General features: G+C 65.0%; 14 protein-coding genes. 5 read left to right on the top strand and 9 right to left on the bottom strand.

Features of this window, described 5'->3' with window-relative positions; genetic code table 11:
- Nucleotides 1-27: 27 nt before the first annotated feature.
- Both NTA49_RS07775 and NTA49_RS07780 read left to right on the top strand, forming a co-directional pair.
- Nucleotides 28-1,191 carry a M20 aminoacylase family protein gene (locus NTA49_RS07775; RefSeq protein ID WP_258294126.1) on the top strand — a complete coding sequence of 388 codons (1,164 nt, stop codon included), beginning with the start codon at nt 28-30 and terminating at the stop codon, nt 1,189-1,191.
- A 40-nt stretch (nt 1,192-1,231) separates the two neighbouring features.
- Nucleotides 1,232-2,395: a M20 aminoacylase family protein gene (locus tag NTA49_RS07780; protein ID WP_258294127.1), complete on the top strand. Its 1,164-nt coding sequence runs from the start codon at nt 1,232-1,234 to the stop codon at nt 2,393-2,395.
- A gap of 88 nt (nt 2,396-2,483) precedes the next feature.
- On the opposite strand, the gene NTA49_RS07785 is transcribed toward NTA49_RS07780, so the two are convergent.
- From NTA49_RS07785 to moaA, 3 genes are read right to left on the bottom strand one after another with little or no spacing between them, the layout of a single operon-like run.
- A complete protein-coding gene (locus NTA49_RS07785) occupies nt 2,484-3,485 on the bottom strand; it encodes a glycosyltransferase family 4 protein (RefSeq protein ID WP_258294128.1) in 1,002 nt (333 codons plus the stop codon).
- Nucleotides 3,482-4,759 (bottom strand): 3-deoxy-D-manno-octulosonic acid transferase, encoded by a 1,278-nt coding sequence (locus NTA49_RS07790; protein ID WP_258294129.1) that lies wholly within the window; start codon nt 4,757-4,759, stop codon nt 3,482-3,484. The genes NTA49_RS07785 and NTA49_RS07790 overlap by 4 nt, the downstream gene beginning before the upstream one ends.
- The gene (moaA, locus tag NTA49_RS07795) at nt 4,760-5,767 is read right to left on the bottom strand and encodes a GTP 3',8-cyclase MoaA (protein WP_258294130.1); all 1,008 of its coding nucleotides are present in this window, start codon (nt 5,765-5,767) and stop codon (nt 4,760-4,762) included.
- Between the two features lie 85 nt (nt 5,768-5,852).
- Here moaA and NTA49_RS07800 point away from each other — a divergent pair, with 85 nt between their 5' ends.
- Nucleotides 5,853-6,344, top strand: coding sequence for a hypothetical protein (locus NTA49_RS07800; RefSeq protein ID WP_258294131.1), 492 nt, complete (start codon nt 5,853-5,855; stop codon nt 6,342-6,344).
- Nucleotides 6,345-6,435: 91 nt separating this feature from the next.
- Here NTA49_RS07800 and NTA49_RS07805 read toward each other — a convergent pair whose 3' ends face one another.
- The 3 genes from NTA49_RS07805 to glmU form a co-directional block, all read right to left on the bottom strand.
- Nucleotides 6,436-7,110: a DNA alkylation repair protein gene (locus tag NTA49_RS07805; protein WP_258294133.1), complete on the bottom strand. Its 675-nt coding sequence runs from the start codon at nt 7,108-7,110 to the stop codon at nt 6,436-6,438.
- 74 nt (nt 7,111-7,184) lie between these two features.
- Nucleotides 7,185-9,005, bottom strand: coding sequence for a glutamine--fructose-6-phosphate transaminase (isomerizing) (gene glmS / locus NTA49_RS07810; RefSeq protein ID WP_258294134.1), 1,821 nt, complete (start codon nt 9,003-9,005; stop codon nt 7,185-7,187).
- A gap of 1 nt (nt 9,006) precedes the next feature.
- Nucleotides 9,007-10,359, bottom strand: coding sequence for a bifunctional UDP-N-acetylglucosamine diphosphorylase/glucosamine-1-phosphate N-acetyltransferase GlmU (glmU, locus tag NTA49_RS07815; RefSeq protein WP_258294136.1), 1,353 nt, complete (start codon nt 10,357-10,359; stop codon nt 9,007-9,009).
- Between the two features lie 140 nt (nt 10,360-10,499).
- Between glmU and NTA49_RS07820 the strand changes: the two genes are divergently transcribed.
- Together NTA49_RS07820 and NTA49_RS07825 are read left to right on the top strand one after the other, a co-directional pair.
- A complete protein-coding gene (locus NTA49_RS07820) occupies nt 10,500-11,171 on the top strand; it encodes an HAD-IA family hydrolase (protein ID WP_258294137.1) in 672 nt (223 codons plus the stop codon).
- Nucleotides 11,168-12,367: a DegT/DnrJ/EryC1/StrS family aminotransferase gene (locus tag NTA49_RS07825; protein WP_258294139.1), complete on the top strand. Its 1,200-nt coding sequence runs from the start codon at nt 11,168-11,170 to the stop codon at nt 12,365-12,367. Before NTA49_RS07820 ends, NTA49_RS07825 begins: the two co-directional genes overlap by 4 nt.
- A gap of 248 nt (nt 12,368-12,615) precedes the next feature.
- Here NTA49_RS07825 and NTA49_RS07830 read toward each other — a convergent pair whose 3' ends face one another.
- The 3 genes from NTA49_RS07830 to NTA49_RS07840 all read right to left on the bottom strand — a co-directional run bounded on the left by NTA49_RS07830 (nt 12,616) and on the right by NTA49_RS07840 (nt 14,188).
- The gene (locus NTA49_RS07830; protein ID WP_258294140.1) at nt 12,616-12,969 is read right to left on the bottom strand and encodes a hypothetical protein; all 354 of its coding nucleotides are present in this window, start codon (nt 12,967-12,969) and stop codon (nt 12,616-12,618) included.
- A gap of 275 nt (nt 12,970-13,244) precedes the next feature.
- Complete coding sequence (locus NTA49_RS07835; RefSeq protein WP_258294141.1) at nt 13,245-13,703, bottom strand: CreA family protein; 459 nt, start codon at nt 13,701-13,703, stop codon at nt 13,245-13,247.
- Nucleotides 13,700-14,188 carry a pyridoxamine 5'-phosphate oxidase family protein gene (locus tag NTA49_RS07840; protein ID WP_258294142.1) on the bottom strand — a complete coding sequence of 163 codons (489 nt, stop codon included), beginning with the start codon at nt 14,186-14,188 and terminating at the stop codon, nt 13,700-13,702. Before NTA49_RS07840 ends, NTA49_RS07835 begins: the two co-directional genes overlap by 4 nt.
- Nucleotides 14,189-14,193: the final 5 nt, after the last annotated feature.

Genomic DNA, 14,193 nt, shown 5'->3' on the forward strand with positions numbered 1-14,193 from the left:
CACAACACCCCGCGAAGGAGACGCCCCATGCCGATCAAGAACCGTTTCGCCGAAATGCACGGCGACATCACCGCCTGGCGTCGCCACCTGCACGCGCACCCCGAACTGCTGTTCGACGTGCACGAGACCGCGAAATTCGTCGAGGACAAGCTGCGCGCCTTCGGCGTCGACGAGATCACCACCGGCATCGGCAAGACCGGCGTCGTCGGCGTGATCAAGGGGCGCGGCACCAGCGACCGCGTCATCGGCCTGCGCGCCGACATGGACGCGCTGCCGATCATCGAGGACACCGGGCTTGACTATGCCTCGACCGTGCCGGGCAAGATGCACGCCTGCGGCCACGACGGCCACACCGCGATGCTGCTGGGGGCGGCGCAATACCTTGCCGAGACCCGCAATTTCGACGGCACCGTGGTGCTGATCTTCCAGCCCGCCGAAGAGGGCGGCGGCGGTGGCCGCGAGATGGTCAACGACGGGCTGATGGACCGCTGGAACATCCAGGAAGTCTACGGCATGCACAACATGCCCGGCCTGCCTACCGGCAGCTTCGCGATCCGCCCCGGCCCGCTGTTGGCCAGCGCGGACGAGTTCACCATCCGCGTGGTCGGCAAGGGCGGCCATGCCGCCCAGCCGCACGAGGCCATCGACCCCAACCTTGCCGCAGCCCACGTGATCGTGGCCCTGCAAAGCATCGCCAGCCGCAACGCCAATCCGCTGTCGTCGGTGGTGGTGACGGTGGGCGCGCTGCACTCCGACAGCCACGTCAGCAACGTGATCCCGCAGGCGACCACGATGAAGGGCACCGTGCGTGCGCTGGACGAAGCAGTGCGCGCCATGGCGCAGGACCGCGTGCAGGCGATCGCGACTGCGACGGCACAGGCTTACGGCTGCGTGGCCGAGATCGACTATGTCGTGGGCTACCCCGTCACCGTGAACGCCGAGGCCAACACCGACTACGCCATCGCAGCGGCACGCGCCGTCGCGGGCGACGTGACCGAAGACATCCCGCCGGTGATGGCCGCCGAAGACTTCGCCTTCATGCTGAACGCCCGCCCGGGTGCCTATATCCTCGTCGGCAACGGCGAGGGCGCGATGGTCCACCATCCGAAATATAACTTCGACGACGAAGCGATCCCCGCCGGATGCAGCTGGTTTGCCGAACTTGTCGAACAACGGCTGGCGCAGGCGTGATGCCGCGCTGCCACCAACCCCTCGAAAGGAAAGACTGACCATGCCCGTCAAGAACCGATTTGCCGAACTGCACGCCGACATCACCGCCTGGCGCCGCGATCTGCACGAAAACCCCGAGATCCTGTTTGAAACCCACCGCACCAGCGCCCTGGTCGCCGACAAGCTCAAGGATTTCGGCTGCGACGAGATCGTCACCGGCATCGGGCGCACCGGCGTCGTGGGCGTGATCAAGGGCAAGACCGACACCCAAGGCAAGGTCATCGGCCTGCGCGCCGACATGGACGCGCTGCCGATCCACGAACAGACGGGGCTTGATTATGCCTCGAAAACCGACGGCGCGATGCACGCCTGCGGCCACGACGGGCACACCGCGATGTTGCTGGGGGCCGCGCAATACCTGGCCGAGACGCGCAATTTCGACGGCACCGTGGTGCTGATCTTCCAACCCGCCGAAGAAGGCGGTGGCGGCGGCAAGGAAATGTGCGACGATGGCATGATGGACCGCTGGGGCGTGCAGGAAGTCTACGGCATGCACAACTGGCCCGGCCTGCCCACGGGGCAGTTCGCGATCCGTCCGGGCGCGTTCTTTGCCGCGACCGACACCTTCGACATCCATGTCGAGGGCAAGGGCGGCCACGCCGCGAAACCGCATGACACGGTGGACACAACCGTGATGGCCTCGCAGCTGGTCCTCGCGATGCAGACCATCGCCAGCCGCAACGCCGATCCGGTGGATCAGGTGGTGGTGTCCGTGACCTCGTTCGAGACCTCCTCCAAGGCCTACAACGTGATCCCGCAAAAGGTTCACATCAAGGGCACCGTGCGCACCATGAGCACCGAAATGCGCGATCTGGCGGAACAGCGGATCAAGGCGATTGCCGCAGGCATCGGTGCCACATTCGGCGGCGTGGCGGATGTGAAATACCACCGCGGCTATCCGGTGATGGCCAACCACGACGCGCAGACCGAATTCGCCGCCGACGTGGCGCGTGCGGTGTCCGGCGGCTGTGACGACGCGCCGCTGGTCATGGGCGGCGAGGACTTCGCCTTCATGCTCGAAGAGCGCCCCGGCGCCTATATCCTGGTCGGCAACGGCGAGGGCGCGATGGTGCACCACCCCGAATACAACTTCAACGACGAGGCGATCCCGGCGGGATGCTCGTGGTGGGCGGGGATCGTCGAACAGCGGATGCCTGCGGCCTGATGGCTGGCGTTCCGGGCTGAGGGCGTTGGTTGGGGGCTCTGCCCCCGGCCTGCGGCCTCCCCCGGGATATTTTTGGCCAAAAGAAAAGTCAGAGGCTCTCGTAGACGCGGGCAATGCCGCAGGCTTCGGCCTTGGCCGAGAACTGTTGACAGGCGGTGGTGCGGGCGGCCTGTGCCATTTTTTCGAAATGTTCCGTGAGGATGGTGCGGGCGGCGCTCGCGGCACCTTCGGGTGCGGTGATCAGCCCAGCGGTCTCGTGGTTGCTGAAGGCCCGGTAATAGCCCGCGTCGGTGCCGACGAAGGGCACGCCGCTGGCCATGCCTTCCAGCGGGACCATGCCGTAGCCTTCGTAGCGGGGCAGTTGCACGATCAGGCTGAGTGCGCGCATGAGCCTTGGCAGATCGGCGGCGGGCACTTCGCCGGGGAAGAGGATGCGGTCGCTTAAATCAGCGGCTTCGATCTGTGATTTCAGGTCTTTCAGGAAGCCTTGATGTTCGCGCGCGGCACGCCCGATGACCAGTGCCGTGGCACCGGGAAGCGTCGGCAGCAACGCGATCATCGCCGCGACAAAGCGGTCGGTGCCTTTCTCGGGGCGGATGCGGCCCACGGTGGCGATGCCGATGCTGCCGCCGTAGCCCAATGCGGACCAGGCGGCGCCGCGGTCGGGTGCCGGCGCAAACACATCGGTATCGACGCCGTGCGGGACCGTGGCGCGGACGTGGGGCACGAAGCCTGCGGCCTTGTCGGTGGTGGCGATCACCGCGTCCATCCGGCTGATCAGCCAGCGCGGAAAGGCCGAGTGGCGGCGCTGTGCGGCCGAGGTGAACACGATGCGCACCGGCAGACGCAGCACATCGCGTGCCCAGATCGCGGCCCGCATTTCGGTGTTGCGGCGCACGTGCCAGATGCAGGGATCATGCGACAGCGCGCGGGCCTCCTTGACGGTGATCGGCTCGGGGCAGCCGGGCAGCGGCTGGCCCACCAGGTGCAGGTCATAGCGTCCGACCTGCTGGCGCACCACATTGGCCGCCGTCGCCGAAACACCGGTGAAATTGCGGTTGAAATTGGTGACGAAGACGCGGCTTCTCATGATAAATCCAATGCGGTGACCAGCCGCGCGGCGATGTCCGCAGCCCCGGTGTCGCGCTTTGCCACGAAGTCACCGGCAGCGGTGCGCGCGCGCGCAAGGGCCTGCGGCGTGTCGATCCAGTGCAGCGCCTTTTCCCCCAGATCGCGGCCATCGGCGACCAGCCGCACCGCACCGCAGGCTTCGAGCGGGGCGAAGGTTTCGGCAAAGTTCGACAGATGCGGGCCAGTCAGGATGGCGGCCCCGGCCTGCGCCACCTCGAAGGGGTTGTGCCCGCCATGCGGTTGCAGCGATCCGCCCAGGAACACGAAGGGCGCCAGCGCATACCACAGCCCCATCTCGCCCAGCGTGTCGGCGAGGAAAACCTGCGCGTCGGGCGCGTCCCCCGACGTCCGGCGGGTGTGGGTCAGGCCCATGTCGGTGATCAGCGCCGCCACCGCGTCCCCGCGATCCGGGTGGCGCGGCGCCAGGATCAGCAGCGCGTCGGGATGGGTCTGCAGCACATGGGCATGGGCCAGCAGCGCGTCAGCCTCTTCGCCGGGATGGGTCGAGGCGGCAACCCAGGTCGGGCGCTGCGCGATGATGTCGGCCAGACGGCTGCGCGCGGCACCGTGCACGGGCAATGCGGGCGACAGGCTCTTGAGGTTGAAGCCGGCCTCGACCTCCGTATGCGGCGGCGTGAGGGGCCCAAGTGCCTGCGCCATCTCGGCATTCTGCGTCAGGATCAGTCGGAACTGGCCCAGGATATATGCGGCGGTGCGCGGAAACCTGGCCCACCGCGACAGCGAGCGCAGCGACATGCGCGCGCCGACCAGCGCCAGCGGGATGTTCTCACGGTGCGCACGGACAAGGATCTGCGGCCACAGCTCGGATTCGACAAAGACCGCCGCATCGGGCCGCCAGCGTTTCAGGAAGCGTTTGACTGGCCCGGCGGAATCCAGCGGCGCGAACTGATGCACGCAGCGCGGCGGCATCCGCGCGGCGATCATCGCGGCGGACGTGGGCGTGGCCGAGGTGATCAGAAAACGCGCCTCGGGCAGTTGCCGCCCGATGGCGGCGATCAACGGCAGCACCGACAGGCTTTCGCCGACAGACGCCGCGTGAAACCAGATCAGCAGGCCGCCGGGGCGCTGTTCGGTGGTCTGGCCCAGAATCTCATGGGCGCGGTGCACCGCCACCCCGTCGCGGCGCAAACGCCGGATGCGCAGATGTGCGGCAAATGGCACTGCCAGTGCGGCGGCGACCACATAGGCACGGTAAAGGGCGGTCGGACGCATTCAGCCGCCGGTATGGCTCATGTGGCGGGGCATCTGCCCGTCGGCCTGCTGGCGGGAATAGTCGAAATCATGGCCCTTGGGCTTGATCCCGATGGCCTGACGGATGGCGGCGTGCAGCGGCGCGTCGTCGTCGGGGTGATCGCGCAGGGGCGCGCGCAGGTCCATCATGTCTTCCTGACCCAGACACAGGTAAATCTCGCCGGTGCAGGTCAGACGCACGCGGTTGCAGCTTTCGCAGAAATTGTGGCTGAGTGGGGTGATGAAGCCGATCTTCTGACCGGTCTCCTCCAGCCGCACATAGCGCGCGGGGCCGCCCGTGCGCTCGGCCAGATCGGTCACCGTGTAATGTTCGGCGTAGCGGGCGCGCACGTCCTTCAGCGACCAGTACTGGCCCAGGCGGTCCTCGTTCCCGAGATCGCCCATCGGCATCACCTCGATCCAGGTCAGGTCCATGCCACGCTCGGCACACCACTGCGTGATCGTGGGCAGCTCGTCCTCGTTGAAACCCTTGAGCGCCACAGCGTTGATCTTGACGTGCAGCCCGGCGGCCTGTGCCGCATCGATGCCGCGCAGCACTTGTGGCAGACGCCCCCAACGGGTGATGTCGGCGAATTTCTGTTCGTCCAGCGTGTCGAGCGAGATGTTCACGCGGCGCACACCGGCGGCATAGAGATCCCTGGCAAAGCGCTCAAGCTGGCTGCCATTGGTGGTCAGCGTCAGCTCTTTCAGCGTGCCCGCGTCCAGATGGCGGGCCATGCTGTTGAAAAACGTCATGATTTCGCGCCGCACCAGAGGCTCGCCGCCGGTGATCCGCAGCTTTTCCACGCCCAGATCGACAAAGGCGGTGCACATGCGGTCGAGCTCTTCCAGCGTCAGCAGGTCCTTCTTGGGCAGGAAGGTCATGTTTTCCGACATGCAATAGACACAACGGAAATCGCATCTGTCGGTGACAGAAACGCGCAGGTACGTGATGGCGCGGGCGAAGGGGTCGATCAGCGGTGCATTCATGCCCCCATAGGTAAGGGTGGCGGGAAAGCGCAGCAAGGGGGAATGCACATTGATGCTCCTTGTGCGCTGTGCTTAGCTTGCAGTCATGAAAACGATACCCATGATCCTGATGTGCGCCTGCACCCTCGCGGGCTGTGCGCAGCTGCCCGAATTTTTGCAACCGCGCCCGGATGGTGCCGCAAGCGGGGAGGCTGCAGGTGCCCAGACGCGGCCCCAATCGCGGCCCGCATCGGCCGTGCCCGCAGCAGGCGCGCGCACGGTCGCTGACTTCGACACGGTCAGTGCCGAGGAAAAGGCCGCCGCCAGCGCTCCGGCCCCCGTGGGCGGGCGTCTGGGCACGACCGTCGCATCGCTGGGCAGCCCGTCAGAGCCGGGATTGTGGTTGAAGACGCCGCTGGTTCAAACCGAGCAAGCGGGGCGGGTCAGCTTTGCAGGCACCGGCAAATCGGTGGCGGTGACGCTGATCCCGATCGACGGGCCCGCATCGGCGGGCAGCCGCATGTCGCTGTCGGCGTTCCAGACGCTGGGCGCGCCGCTGACCGGATTGCCCGAGATCGAAGTGTTCAGCGCATCATAAGCGGTGCTGCGCGCGGCAGGCTGCGGAAGCCTGCGGCGCGAGTTTATCTTGCAAGATGAAGGGACCGGCAGTGCCCTAAAGATACTTGGCCTTACAGGTACTTGGCCGCGTCCTTGCGGGCGAATGCCTTCATCGTATCGCCATGTTCGGCCAGAAAGGTGCGGGTGCGGTCGGGGTCATGCTTGCTCAGATCGCGCAGCCACCACGAGATTGCCTTCTGGATGAACCAGCGCCCGTCGGGGGCATAGCTTGCGGCCCATCCCAATATGCGGTCGCGGGCTTCGGCCTCTTGCGGTTTGGGGTGGTTCTGCTTGGTCCAGGGCAGGGTGATGACCAGCGCCGCGCGTTTGGTCCACATGTGATCGCTGGTGGTCCAGGCCTCGACCTCGTCCAGACGCGACGGGTCGGCGATCAGACGTTTCTGCCCCGCCATGCAGGCGTGATCGGCAATCGCCCAGCTGTCGAAATCCGGGGCCCATGACTTGATCAGCGCCCACGCGGCGGCGTCAGGCTCCATGCGGGCCTGCGTCAGCAGCTTGGCGGCGACGATGCGCGCCTCGAAGATGTCGGTCTGCCACAGCCCGCGGGCCAGCGCCACGCGGGTGTCGATGTCCAGCTCTTGCCGCCAGGCCTTGGTCAACTCGTTCAGCACCGGGTTGGGCACGCCCAGATAGGTGCGGTCGGCCTTGTGATAGGCCTGCGCGCCTGTCGCCCGTTCGGGGTCGGCGTGTTCGGTGATTTCGGCCAGGGCCGCTTCGGGTGTCATGTGTTGGTGTCCAATATATGTAGGGTCAGACCGTCGATGTTGGTCCGTTCGATCCGGGTCCGATGGCTTGCCCCTTATTCCACCGTGACCGATTTGGCCAGATTGCGCGGCTGGTCCACATCGGTGCCCTTGGCGACGGCGGTGTGATAGGCCAGCAATTGCGCGGGCAGGGCATAGAGGATCGGCGCCACGGCGTTGTGCACCGGCGGCATCTCGATCGAGGCCCAGACGCCTTCGCCGGCCTCTGCCAACCCCTTGGCGTCCGAGATCAGCACCACCTTGCCCTTGCGCGCCATGACCTCCTGCATGTTGCTGACGCTCTTGTCGAACAGCGTGTCGCGCGGGGCCATCATCACCACCGGCACATGTTTGTCGATCAGCGCGATGGGCCCGTGCTTCAGCTCGCCCGATGCATAGGCTTCGGCGTGTATATAGCTGATTTCCTTCAGTTTCAGCGCGCCCTCAAGCGCCAGAGGGTACATCAGCCCACGTCCCAGAAACAGCACGTCGCGCGCCTCGGACAGGCGGCGGGCGGTGTTCTGCATCGCGAGGTTCTGCTCCAGCGCCACCGACATCAGCGCAGGCAGCCCGCGCAGGGCCGAGACGTGATCGGCAAGCTGATCCGCCGACAGCCTGCCCCGGTCCGACGCGGCCTTCAGCGTCAGCATCAACAGCACGGTCAGCTGGCAGGTGAACGCCTTGGTCGAGGCGACGCCGACTTCGATGCCCGCATGGATCGGCAGCGCCAGATCGCTTTCGCGCGCGATCGAGCTTTCGGGAACATTGACCACCGACAGGATGCGCGCGGCCTTGCCCTTGCAATAGCGCAGTGCCGCCAGCGTGTCGGCGGTCTCGCCCGATTGCGACACGAACAGCGCCAGCGTGCGGTCGGGGATCGGCGGCTCGCGGTAGCGGAATTCAGACGCCACATCGACCTCGACGGGGATGCGCGCGATCTGCTCGAACCAGTATTTCGCGGTCAGACAGGCGTAATAGGCGGTGCCGCAGGCGACCAGCGTCAGCCGGTCGATATCGTTGAAATCGACACCGGGACCGGGCAGGGCGATCTGCCCCTCGGCGGTCAGGTAGTTGGCCAGCGCATTGCCGATCACGGTCGGCTGTTCGGCGATTTCCTTGGCCATGAAGTGTTTATGACCGCCCTTGTCGACGCGGGTGGCGTCGATCTGGATCGTCCTGACGGCACGGGTCACCTGCGCGCCACCCGCGTCATGCACCGTCAGTCCCGCACGGGTGACGACCGCGCGGTCGCCTTCCTCAAGGTAGGTGATCCTGTCGGTCAGCGGGGCCAGCGCAATCGCGTCCGAGCCCACGAACATCTCGCCGTCACCGTGCCCGATCGCCAGCGGCGAGCCCTTGCGCGCGGCAATGATCAGATCGTCCTGCCCCTGGAACAGAAACGCCAGCGCGAACGCACCGTGCAGCCGGTCCAGCGTCTGGTTCGCAGCCGCGACGGGGTCTGCGCCCGCATCCATATACATCTGCGTCATCAGCGCGACAGTCTCGGTGTCGGTTTCCGTGACGAACTTGATCCCCGCCTCGGCCAATTCGGCGCGCAATTCGCGGAAATTCTCGATGATCCCGTTATGGACCACGGCGACCGGTCCCGCCTGATGCGGGTGCGCATTGGTGACCGAGGGCGCGCCATGCGTGGCCCACCGGGTGTGGCCGATGCCCGCCTTGCCCGCCAGCGGCTCGTGCACCAGAAGATCGCTCAGGTTCACCAGCTTGCCCACCGCACGGCGGCGGTCGAGCGTGCCGTTGTTCACCGTGGCGATGCCCGCGCTGTCATAGCCGCGATATTCCAGACGCTTCAGCGCCTCGACCAATATGGGGGCCACCTCGTGGTTGCCCAGAACGCCGACGATTCCGCACATCTCAGTTGCCCCTTGTCTGTTTGGCTTTTTTGGCACGCAGCATCTGCATCAGCTTGCGCGCCATGCCGGGTTTGTCGACCTGATGCGCGCGGGCGATGGCCAGCGCGCCGTCTTCGACATCGGACGTGATGACCGACCCCGAGGCCGTCATTGCCTCACTGCCCACGGACACAGGCGCCACCAGCATGGTGTTCGACCCGATAAAGGCGCGTGCACCGATGTGGGTGTGATGTTTCAACACGCCGTCGTAATTGCAGGTGATCGTGCCGGCACCGATGTTGGCACCCGCGCCCACGAACGCATCCCCGATATAGCTCAGGTGATTGACCTTGGCACCGACGTCGATGGTGGCGTTCTTGATCTCGACAAAGTTGCCGACGCGCACGTCCTCGGACAGCTCCGCACCGGGGCGCAGACGGGCATAGGGGCCGATGACCCCGCCGCGCGCCACATGGCAGCCTTCCAGATGCGAAAACGCGCGGATGCGCGCCCCGGATTCGATGGTGACCTCGGGGCCGAAGAACACATGCGGCTCGATCACCGTGTCGCGCCCGATAAAGGTGTCATAGGAAAAATAGATGCTGGCAGGGTCCAGCAGGGTCACGCCGTCTTCCATCGCAGCCGCCCGCGCGGTCTGCTGGAACAGCGCATCGGCGGCGGCCAGTTCGGCGCGCGAGTTGACGCCCAGCGTTTCCGCCTCGGGGCAGGTGACGACCCCGGCGCTCAAGCCCCGTGCACGGGCCAGCCCGACGATGTCAGGCAGGTAATATTCGCCCGCCGCATTGTCGTTGGTGACAGCATCCAGCAGCGAAAACAGCAGGGCAGCGTCGCAGGCCACAACGCCCGAGTTGCACAAGCTGATGGCCCGTTCGGCTTCGGTGGCGTCCTTGAACTCCACAATGGCATCAAGCACATCACCCGACATCTTCAACCGGCCATAGCGGCCCGGATCAGCCGCCTCGAACCCCAGAACCACCACATCTTGCGTGCTGCGTGCCTGGATCATCGCCTGCAACGTCTCGGGGCGTACAAACGGCGTGTCGCCATAAAGCACGATCACCGTGCCGTCAAAGCCCTCCAGCGCCGCGCGGGCCTGCTGCACCGCGTGTCCGGTGCCCAGCTGTTCGTCCTGAACGACAACCTGCACGTCTTCGTCATAGCCGTGCACAGCCTGCGTCACCGCGTCGGCACCGTGGCCTGCGACAACCACCATGCGCTCGGGTTCCAGCGACCGTGCCGCCTGCAGCGCGTGCACCAGCATGGGCGCGCCTGCGATGGGGTGGAGGACCTTCGGGATCTCCGAATTCATCCGCGTGCCTTTGCCTGCGGCAAGGATGACCGTCGCGATGCTCATGCCAAATCTCTTTGTGTTCTTGGTGTGACCGTTTTATCCATCTTGCCAAGCGGCGCAACCACCGGCCCCATCAAACAAGATTGCTGGCCGTAACACGAACAACGACAGGACGGCAATGATCCGCCCATCAGGAGACAGGCATGACATCGGTAATCTTTGATCTCGACGGCACATTGGCAGACACCAGCGGCGATCTGCTGGCCGCCGCCAACGTCTGTTTTCGCGATATGGGCGCGGGCGATCTGCTGACGGCGGCAGACGCGGGCGCTGCCCTGCGCGGCGGGCGGTCGATGCTGACGCTGGGGCTGACACGGCTGAACCGGATGGACGAGGCGCTGATCACCAAATACTACCCGATCCTGCTGGAAGCCTATGATGGTGCCATCGACCTGCACACCGTGATGTACCCCGGCGCGATGGACGCGGTCGAGGCGATCCGCGCCGACGGTTTCGCCGTGGGCATCTGCACCAACAAACCCGCAGCCCTGGCCGAAAAGCTGCTGAAATCGCTGGGCGTGCGCGATGCCTTCGCCTCGATGATCGGCGCCGACACCCTGGCCGTGCGCAAACCCGACCCCGCACCGCTGTTCGAGGCCGCGCGCCAGGCGGGCGGCTCAGAGACCTGCATCCTGATCGGCGACAGCGACACCGACCGCAACACCGCACGGGCGGCGGGCGTGCCTTCGGTTCTGGTCACCTTCGGCCCGTCGGGCGACGACATGGCAGCACTGGAACCCGAGGCTCTGCTCCACGATTACGTCGATCTGCCCGCAATGGCCCGCCGCTTCCTGCGCACCGGGGCCGCCGCATGAGCGAGGTGTTCGAGGGCAGCTTTACCCAGCAGGAACCGATCCCCGAAGCGGGCATCGAGGCGGCGGTGCGGGTGATGCGTCACGGACGGCTGCACCGCTACAACACCGTCGCGGGCGAAGTGGCCGAAACCGCGCTGCTGGAGCAGGAATTCGCCGCAAGCGTCGGCGCGAAATACTGCCTCGCCGTGGCGTCGGGTGGCTATGCGATGTCCACCGCCCTGCGCGCACTTGGCGTGAAACCCGGCGACAAGGTGCTGTCGAACGCCTTCACGCTGGCCCCGGTGCCGGGTGCCATTGCCTCGCTGGGGGCAGTGCCGGTGTTCGTCGGCGTGACCGAAGGTCTGACGATTGATCTGGATGATCTCGACGCCAAGGGCGGGCAGGCCGACGTGCTGCTGCTCAGCCACATGCGCGGGCACATCTGCGACATGGACGCGCTGATGGCGATCTGCGACCGGCACGGCATCCGCGTGGTCGAGGATTGCGCACACACGATGGGGGCCGCGTGGAACGGCGTGCCTTCGGGGCGGCACGGCGTCATCGGCTGCTACTCCTGCCAGACCTACAAACATGTGAATTCGGGCGAGGGCGGACTGCTGGTGACCGACGACGCCGAAGTTGCGGCCCGCGCCGTGATGCTGTCGGGCAGCTACATGCTCTACGAGCGGCACCTGGCCGCGCCGCCTCCCGAGGCCTTCGCCGATCTGCGCTATACCACGCCCAACATATCGGGCCGCATGGACAACCTGCGCGCCGCGATCCTGCGCCCGCAGCTGGCGGATCTGGCCAAGCAATGTGAGCGCTGGAACGCGCGCTACAAGACGTTGGAAGACGGCGTGCGCGACACGCCGGGCCTGAGGGTGATCGAGCGGCCTGCGCCCGAGCGTATCGTCGGCTCTTCCTTCCAGTTCCTGCTGCTGGACTGGGACGCGGACAAGGTGCGCGACGTGGTCAAACGCTGCTACGCGCGCGGCGTCGAGCTGAAATGGTTCGGCGCGCCCGAGCCCGTGGCCTTCACCTCGAAATACGACAGCTGGCGCTATGCCCCGGCTGACGCGATGCCTGCCACCGACAGGGTGCTTGCCGGTATCGTGGACATCAGGGTGCCGCTAACGTTTTCGCTGAACGATTGCGCACTGATCGCACGGATCATCCGCGGCGAAGTGTCGGCTGTGTATCAGGCGGCCAGCGCCTAGCCTTCTGGCTGTCCCAAATCGCATACGGAAAAGGAACGCGGCCGTTCGTGTCTGGCGCAGCGAACGGCGGGAATGAGCCCGTGGTGTACGATGCTGCATATTGCCCGAATGTCCGCTATGATGAGAGTTACCAAAAACCTTCAACATCTACTTGGGTTTTGGACGGGGTTTTTGGCAGCGTCGTGATGCTGATATGCAACCTTCTTCGCTGCTATTTTTGTAAACTCAAAGCTCCAATCAGGTTAGATTTAACCGCCACCATTGCATACTTGTAAGCGTAGTTTGGTTATTGCTCGAGCTGGTACAGCTTCGGCAGATAGCCATCCTCCTGTAGCAAGCCATTCCGATCTTTCGGCTTTAAGGCAGTCAACCCGCAGAATTCCAAAAAAATCTCCATGCTTTCCGTCGCCGCGTATAAATACCTCATGGGCTTGATCATACATGCTGTGATCAGATGGCGTTGCATACCACCACTGTTTATAGGGAGGGGGTAAATCATCTTTGTCTTCGAGCAGTAAGAGCGTCTCACCTGCCAGAGCGCCAGTCGCCAAGCCAAAGACTGAAGCCATGAAAAGCACAGCAGCCGCCAAGAGTTTTTTCATATTTATTTGTCCTTTACGTTTTCGAACTTCGCTATTCGCGGCTCAATAAGGCATCCTTAAGGCGCAAAATAGCAGACGAGAGGGCAATCCCATACGAATGCAAAATATGTTCGGAGCACCTCTTCCAGAAACGACCGTTTGTTGAACGGGCCACCAAGCCGGACCTTGGCGCAGTCGCAGCAAATGACCACTCCGTCCCGCACTCTCGGCCTTGGCGCATCCCGTTCCGAACCTCCGGTTCTGGGTCGGACATGCCTGGCATGCGACACCCGCCATTAGTCCGCCCCATAGAGCGGCACCGTAGACATGCTCACCTTGGCACTGCCTTGTGTTAACTCGCGCGCATGGGCCACATAGATCAGCGTCTGGTTCGCCTCGTCAAAGATCCGCTTCACCCGCAGCGTCTTCAGCACGATGGACCGCGAGGTGCGAAACACGTCCTCGCCGTCCTCGCTGCGGTCGATGTCACCCACCGTGATCGGCCCGGTCTGACGGCACGAAATCGAAGAATTCGACGGGTCCTCGAACCAGTTGCCGTTGGCCACCCGGTCGATAAAGCTGCGGTCGAAATAGGCGATGTGACAGGTCACGCCCGCCACCTCCGGATCGGGAATCGCCTCGATCACGATGTCGTTGCCCGCCCAGTCGACGCCGATCTCGCCCACCTGTTCGGCCTGTGCGGCACCACTGATCCCCAGCGCCGCGACCGCAAGCCACTTGCCAAGACGGATCAAAACGTGAGCACCGCGTGGTCGCCCATGTCGGGCGTGTCTTCCGACAGGTTGGACTTGGCGATCTCGTAGAGAAACTTGGCCCCGCCATCGGTCGTCCAGACCTCGGCCTTGCTCAGGGTCATGCGCACAAGGCAGATATCCTCGTCGCGCTTGCCGTCCTCGAACCAGGCGGCAGCGACCGGCGACCAGATGTCATCCAGCGTCTTTTCGTCGGTGACGACGTCCAGCGTGCCCTCGATCGTGGCATAAAGCTTGGCCTTCTGACAGGCCACCAGGTACGTGGCCGCACTCCCTGACTTCGCCGCATCCGCGATGTCGGTGCCGTCGGCGGTGATGAACCACAAGACCTGCTCGCCCTTGTCGCGGATCGAATGCGACATCGGCCGCGCGCGGTCGCTGGGTGTCGCCAGCATGCCTGCATTGATGTCGCTCAGCCGGTCCCAGAATTTTTCCTTCATCTCGGCGATTGTGTCATGATCCTTCATGGCGG

The organism is Pseudosulfitobacter koreensis (genome assembly GCF_024733015.1).
Taxonomy (GTDB): domain Bacteria; phylum Pseudomonadota; class Alphaproteobacteria; order Rhodobacterales; family Rhodobacteraceae; genus Pseudosulfitobacter; species Pseudosulfitobacter koreensis.